Raw genomic sequence first — 6,441 nt, 5'->3', positions numbered from 1 at the left:
GAAAGCACCCACCGACCTTTGTATCTTGGGGAGAAACCACACTGCAAACCTGGCGCGAGGATATCCTCAACTACTTCGACTATCCCTATACCAATGGCTTCCTTGAGGGCAAGAACGCTAAGACAAAGGCTTCCTCCTCTTGAGGAATAGTGAAGGGAGTGTACATCAGGATTCTGCTATTGTCAACACAATGTACTCGTTCAATACATTAGCGACGGCGGCCAAATAGACGGGACTCCCGCAGGTTACAGTGTGAAAGTAGCTCACGAAGATATAAGTATAGACATAAAGGCAAAAGCTGTGGCTTTGGGCGTAAGGTTTGTTGAAGAGGATCACGGCTATATGTTTCACGATCCAATTACCAAGATGGCGATCGGATGGTGGCCACTAATACTTAGAGATGAGATTGAAGCCACGCTTACATACAAGGGTGAAAAAGTACCAGTGATGGGGCTTGGATATTGCGAACATTAACTGGGTAATAAAGCATTTGCCGGCTGTATATCGCGTTGATTTTGGGGCAACTTTTATGCGGGTTACTATAGAGCTATTTGGGCGAAAAAAAGCCTTCCCTGAGAGCCTGCAGTATCGCCACTTTAGCCCTCTTGTCTCTTGGAAAGGCAGCAATATAATTCTAAGCACACATAATCTGTCACTTTATCCCGAGCATTTTACGCTTGATTCTGAAATCCGAATGCTTTTTCTAAAAATCGAAACCATTAATGCTACTGAAGGTAACGTTGAACTATCAGCTCTAGTACTACCCGCCACAATTACGGAGCGGGATCTAATGACTAATAACCCGGGCACTTCCCAGGAGAAGCCCGGCTGTTACTCCAGACGGTATTCTGAGATTGATGTTGAAATACGGCACTTGGATCAACTGGAGAATATCAGGAAAAGTGTATTCACGAGTCTAGTTGGATTACTCATTGGTTCCCAGTCGCGAGAGATATAACGTGAGCACATGGTCAATAATATTCAGAACTCTCTCATTGTGGGTGTTTGGTGTCAGGATAAGTATTAGGGATCGGAGAACCTAGGAGCACGCTTTTCAAATCGAGCGGCAGCTGCTTCGAGCTGGTTGGGGGAGCCAAGCAGTGACCGACAGTGTTCTGCTTCAAGTGCTAATCCTTCTTCTACGGAGAGGAATGCCAATTTATTTAGCATATCTTTTGCTCTACGGATGGCGTCAGGGTTTTGGCCGGCAATGGTTGTCGCCATCTCCATTGCTCGCACATAAGGCGAATCAGCCAGCTCGGTGGCCAGCCCGTATTCATAAGCCTCCTGGCCACTGAAGAGGCGTCCAGTAAATATTAACTCCTTAATGCGGTCCAGGCTAGCCAGGTGTCTCAAGGACTGGGTCGCTGATGTATCTGGCAAGAACCCCCACGTGATTTCTAATAAGCCAAGCTTAGCATCTGGCGTGACAATTCGAATATCTGCACCAAGTGCGATATTGAGGCCAGCCCCCAAGGCAGCCCCATGTACTGCCGCGATCACAGGTACTGGTATTTCCTGCCATAACCAGCCCATTTGCTGACCTTGATTCGCACCCTGTTCACTGAGATCTTCAAAGCCAGTGCTATCCGCAGTTATTTCCCCACTTAGCATATCCGTAAAGATCCCGAAATCCATTCCTGCACAGAAAGCCTCGCCATTACCGGACAACACTATGGCACGCAGTTGTTTGTTTGCCTTAAGTTGCTTGGCCACTGTAATTAAACTCAACATGAGCTCCAGGTTAATGGCATTACGTTTCTCGGGGCGATTGAGGCGTATATCCGCAATATGTTCCACGATCTCTAAGCTGATTGTCCCTGTCATGAGTTCAACTCCTTGTATTAATGTCAATCCTTTGCGTTCGTAGAGTTTATGACGGTGATTACTTAAAGTCAAGAGAACCGAGGGTATGTAAGCACCCAGAGAGCCTATTAATTAGATAGTGAATCAGGGTGTCTATACCGTGTTTTTTGGTCTTCTTAAATACAAAACCCCGACCATTTAACTTCTGATCATGGTGTCACAATTATTATCTCATCTTCTAATTAGCCATTGACAACGTCACTACCATAGTCTACTATGTGCTCACCCACAAACAGTGTACTATTCACACAGCTCGAATGAAATGTCCAATGTATTGAAGTTGTCTGAATGGCTGGAGGACTTCCAGTTGTTTCCTTATCTAGTAAGTCAGTGGATTTTTCTACGCTCCATGATAAAACAGCTTATTTCCAATGGAAGGAGGCGAAAAAATGGGTGATGCTGAAAGATATGATATTGTCATCATAGGTGCCGGCCATAATGGCACCACGACAGCTGCATACCTGGCCAAGAGCGGATTAAGCGTATGCGTTCTAGAGGAACGGCCCGAGTGTGGCGGTGCACAGGAGAACGCTGAACCTATCGCCGGGGTGCATATCAGTCCACATGCTGTAGCCCTTTACGGTGGTGCAGCTCCCGGCTGGGAGCAGCTCGAGCTATGGAGATACGGCGCTCGAATGGACTGGTCAGCCCAGAATCTCGGCGGCATTGACTTCTCCGAGAATTTTATGGGTCTGCTGTGCAAAGATGGAGTGTCATTCGCCACCGGGAAAGACCTTGAGGGCTGGTTGAATCTCAGTGGAGTGGCCGGCGGTTTCTGCCAGGAGCTGCTACGCGCCACCTTCTGGTGTCCGCCGCACCCATCTTATGTCGAGGTAAACGCCGAGACCGTGCCATTCATGCAGGTCTATAAGCAGCGAGCTCCTGAATTATGGACTCCGGAATTGCTGGAATGGAGCCAGTTTGACCTTATGGACGAACACATGGAGACCGAGGCCTTCAAAGTATTCCAGGCGTATATAGCCTGGATGTCGGGGGCTGCCGGCCATTTCGAGGGTATGGGTATTCCCGCCTTGGAGAGCGTGGTAGCGTCTGTGCTGTACACGACTGGAGCAGTACCCATGGGCGGCATACACGGCTATTACCACGCCCTCATCCGCTGCGCCATAGCCCACGGAGCGGTATTCCGCACCTGCTGCCCTGTGGATGAAATCATCGTAAATCATGGGAAAGCTGTCGGCGTTCGCCTCAGGGACAACGCAGCTTTGGGCAACAAGGTCATCTGGGCAGACAAGGCAGTTATCAGCGCCACCGAGATCAAGCAGACCTTCAATGACCTCCTCGGGTTGCAGAACGTGGATCCCGGCCTGATGCAGCGCGTAAACGACCTCAACATCAAGGGTGGCCCCATATACTGTAACTACTTCCTCACCAAGAAGCCACTTCGCTATCGAGAAAAGTATAAGGAGGCTGAGAAAACAGGAGTCTGCTACCCGATGGACTCGCGGGAAATATATTACAGGCACGTAGCAGATTGCATGGGGATACAGGGCAATCCCACCGTACCCTACGATGAGATTATCTGGCTGTGGGCAGGCAGCAACAAGATAATCGATCCCACATTCCACTCGCAATGCACCCGTCCTGGCCTCTACATTGAAAACTCGATAGTGCTTTACGTACCTCCACCAGAGTACCACATAGACGGTCCTGAAGCTCTGAACAAGCACAAGGAGGAGATGAAAGTCTACTGCCGCAAGGCCTTCGGTTGTGTAGTAGAGAACCTCGAGGAAGACCTGGTAGAACACTTGACATTGACCCCATGGGAGCAGGAGTTCCGCAACACTGGCATGCTCGGCGGTTCATGGTATGGCATCCGCCACTGCCGCGACCAGTGGTGGAACGAGCGCCCCCTGCCAGAGATGGCACGCTACCGTATGCCGGGGATCGATGGGCTCTACTTTGTTCATCAGTCTGCGGCGCACCCCGGAGGGCTATGCCTGATGGCTTGTGGCTATAACCTGATGCACACCCTCATCGAGGACGGGGTCGCCGAGCCCGGCGACTGGTGGTACGCTTCACCCTGGTATATACCTGAGAAGGGTAAGATTTCAGCAGTAACACGTGAGGGTAGAATACCGGAGTAGTGTATTATTCAACAAAGAGTACGTAAATCAATAAGGTTAACATGAGTGAGAACCAACAGGTCATTTTAAACTTCATATAAGCATGTAATGAGCATGACATCGAAAAGGCATTAGAGTTTATAGATGCCGAATGCTTCTACCACAACATTCCTATTGAACCAGTGACGGAAATCAAGCTATCAGGGGCGTGCTTGATCCTATGTTTGCTGTATCAAGCAAGGTTGATTGGAAGTTCCACAACATTGCCGAGACAACGACATGTAATGTCCTAACAGAGCGAACCGACCGCTTTTTAGTGGAAGGGGAATGGGTGGAGGTACCAGTAATGGGAATATTTGAGCTTCGGAATGGGAAGGTCACAGCTTGGCGTGACTACTTCGATGCGAATCAAGTGATAAACCAGTGGCCGGAATCTGCAGACAGATTGCGGTGATTAAAATGCCGCGCCACGGGTTTCCACTGTGTAAACGCCGTGCCTTTCGTTTGCGAGGCAGAAAATCCGGGCATTAAAACTTTCTTGGATCTGCCCATGATTACAGGCTGTATGGGTACTCACGTAACGGATCTTTAGGTTCAGCGTTTATAGATAAATCAACTTAAATAGGGAGATTTTAACGACGGAATTTAATGTCGCCGATTTAATTGAACGAGTTGCGAAATATGTCGTCATCTCATATAAGCAGGGTGCCTACGATTCAACGCAGATGGGTTACTGGCGCCCTAATGACGGCTGCCCCAACCACAGGACACCGATAAACAACCTCTACCTGAGAGGGGCAAGCAGCTACCCCGGCGGCCTGGTCACCTCCGGTGCGGGGTACTCTGCACGGCCAACGTCCTGGCGGAGGACATAGGCGTGGAGAAGTGGTGGACGGAGCCCGATCATGTAACCGCCGCCCGTGCCAAGGGCATGCTACTATAGAGACGACTATACCATAAAGTGAGGAGGTTCATCATGGCAGTTCCAAAATATGACATTATCGTAGTGGGAGCAGGACCCGGAGGCTGTGCCTGTGCCGCCCTGCTGCAGAAATGGGGCATGAAGACCCTGCTTCTGGATAAGAACGACCGGGTGGGCGGCAAATCGTTAAACATGCATAAAGACGGTTTTACCTATGAGCTATGGCCGGTACTGGCAACGCCGATGCTCAACACCAAGTTCCACGAGGTGGCAACAGAATTGGGGGTGGAGATTAAAATGTCGGACCAGGTGCCCGCCCTCAAGGGTGGCGGCTTCCTGTACCGCCCCGCCAAATCAAAGAAATACGAGAGCTTCAATCTTGTACCCCCCTTCATGATCCCCGAGATTCTCTCCAAGGAGGAGACAGACGAGGTCAATCGTCTTTTCAGCGATATGGCTGCCCTTACCCCCGCGGAGATGAATGCCCTGGATAATGTCAACTTTCACGATTTCCTTTGCCGCTATAATGTATCCCGGTCCGTTTACACTTTCCTGGCGGTATTCATCAATATCCTCTTCCTGGCGCCTATCGACTTAGCTTCAGCCTCGGAGATGGCCAAGACAATGAACGACTTTACCACCAAGCTTGGCTCGGCCTATTTCATCGGCGGCCAGGCTCAGCTATTTGAAACTTTCATGAAAGCGTTCAAACGCGACGGGGGTGAACTGCGCCTGCGCACCAGGGTGGAGCGAATCATTGTCCAAAACGGTCAGGTTCAGGGGGTATACACCGAAAAAGGCACCTTCAAGGCGCCGATCGTGGTAAGCAACGCCGGGATCCAGCCTACTGTACTCAAGCTGGTGGGGGAGAAGCACTTCGACAAGAGCTACGCCAACTACATCAGGGGATTGATCCCCTCCATGGGTCTTATGGGTAGCCGTTACTTTTTAGACAAGGTGGTATTTGAAGACAATACATATGTCATCTACTCTGACGATTGCGTGTGGAACATGGAAGTCTACATGAAAGCCAAGGCGGGTGAGATCCCCAAGGATATGGTTATCATCGTCTTCAACCCCCAGGGTTTTGACCCCAATCTAGCCCCTGAGGGCAAACAGGTATTGCTGACTGCAACCGTATGCGTAGCCGACCCTAAAATGAAAAACACGAAGAAGTGGGCAGATGCGCTGGATGAAAAGATAGCCGAGTTCAATCCAGAGCTACGTAAACACATAATACGCCGCGAGGACTACACCACTGCCGACGTTAGCCGAGTAACCCGGGACAGCGTGGTCCCCGGTCAGGGTGGTGAGTGCATCGGTCTCGGTCAGATAGTGGGCCAATGCGGCCAATATAAGCCGTCGCCCACTGCCCCAATACAGGGTCTATTCTATGTGGGCGTTGACTCTGGCGGCTACGGTGTGGGGATACATCATGCAACAGAATCCGCCGTCAATGTAGCACCCATCGTTCTAAGATACCACCAGACACATTGAGCGGTGTGCACCCGTTGCATCCTGCCCACATTACAATCAAATATTGGGAAATCTCGGCTAACCTAGCCCTTT

6 protein-coding genes and 1 pseudogene are annotated in these 6,441 nt (G+C 50.2%); 6 read left to right on the top strand and 1 reads right to left on the bottom strand.

Translation table 11 applies throughout. The annotated features are described in order from the left end of the window. The first annotated feature begins 41 nt into the window (after positions 1 to 41). Positions 42 to 143, top strand: coding sequence for a transposase (locus tag VMX96_10185; GenBank protein ID HUU64266.1), 102 nt, complete (start codon positions 42 to 44; stop codon positions 141 to 143). Positions 144 to 252: 109 nt separating this feature from the next. Next, positions 253 to 474: a hypothetical protein gene (locus tag VMX96_10180; protein HUU64265.1), complete on the top strand. Its 222-nt coding sequence runs from the start codon at positions 253 to 255 to the stop codon at positions 472 to 474. A gap of 549 nt (positions 475 to 1,023) precedes the next feature. Here the strand turns inward: VMX96_10180 and VMX96_10175 are convergent. Then, positions 1,024 to 1,827 carry a crotonase/enoyl-CoA hydratase family protein gene (locus tag VMX96_10175; protein ID HUU64264.1) on the bottom strand — a complete coding sequence of 268 codons (804 nt, stop codon included), beginning with the start codon at positions 1,825 to 1,827 and terminating at the stop codon, positions 1,024 to 1,026. Positions 1,828 to 2,255: 428 nt separating this feature from the next. Here VMX96_10175 and VMX96_10170 point away from each other — a divergent pair, with 428 nt between their 5' ends. The 4 genes and pseudogenes from VMX96_10170 to VMX96_10155 all read left to right on the top strand — a co-directional run bounded on the left by VMX96_10170 (position 2,256) and on the right by VMX96_10155 (position 6,369). Beyond that, positions 2,256 to 3,971, top strand: coding sequence for an NAD(P)/FAD-dependent oxidoreductase (locus VMX96_10170; GenBank protein ID HUU64263.1), 1,716 nt, complete (start codon positions 2,256 to 2,258; stop codon positions 3,969 to 3,971). A gap of 175 nt (positions 3,972 to 4,146) precedes the next feature. After that, positions 4,147 to 4,404: pseudogene (locus tag VMX96_10165) on the top strand (limonene-1,2-epoxide hydrolase family protein). 271 nt (positions 4,405 to 4,675) lie between these two features. Then, the gene (locus VMX96_10160) at positions 4,676 to 4,825 is read left to right on the top strand and encodes a hypothetical protein (protein HUU64262.1); all 150 of its coding nucleotides are present in this window, start codon (positions 4,676 to 4,678) and stop codon (positions 4,823 to 4,825) included. Between the two features lie 101 nt (positions 4,826 to 4,926). Next, the gene (locus VMX96_10155) at positions 4,927 to 6,369 is read left to right on the top strand and encodes an NAD(P)/FAD-dependent oxidoreductase (protein ID HUU64261.1); all 1,443 of its coding nucleotides are present in this window, start codon (positions 4,927 to 4,929) and stop codon (positions 6,367 to 6,369) included. The last annotated feature ends 72 nt before the right edge of the window (positions 6,370 to 6,441 follow it).

The organism is Dehalococcoidia bacterium (assembly GCA_035528575.1).
In the GTDB taxonomy this organism is placed as follows: domain Bacteria; phylum Chloroflexota; class Dehalococcoidia; order E44-bin15; family E44-bin15; genus DATKYK01.
Note: the sequence above shows the minus strand (reverse complement) of the source record. Positions and strands in the feature narration are given on the sequence as shown.

Excerpts from the sequence above, each read along its gene's own strand:
- VMX96_10175 (HUU64264.1), bottom strand. The coding sequence starts at position 1,827 with ATGACAGGGACAATCAGCTTAGAGATCGTGGAACATATTGCGGATATA.
- VMX96_10170 (HUU64263.1), top strand. The coding sequence starts at position 2,256 with ATGGGTGATGCTGAAAGATATGATATTGTCATCATAGGTGCCGGCCAT.
- VMX96_10160 (HUU64262.1), top strand. The coding sequence starts at position 4,676 with ATGGGTTACTGGCGCCCTAATGACGGCTGCCCCAACCACAGGACACCG.
- VMX96_10155 (HUU64261.1), top strand. The coding sequence starts at position 4,927 with ATGGCAGTTCCAAAATATGACATTATCGTAGTGGGAGCAGGACCCGGA.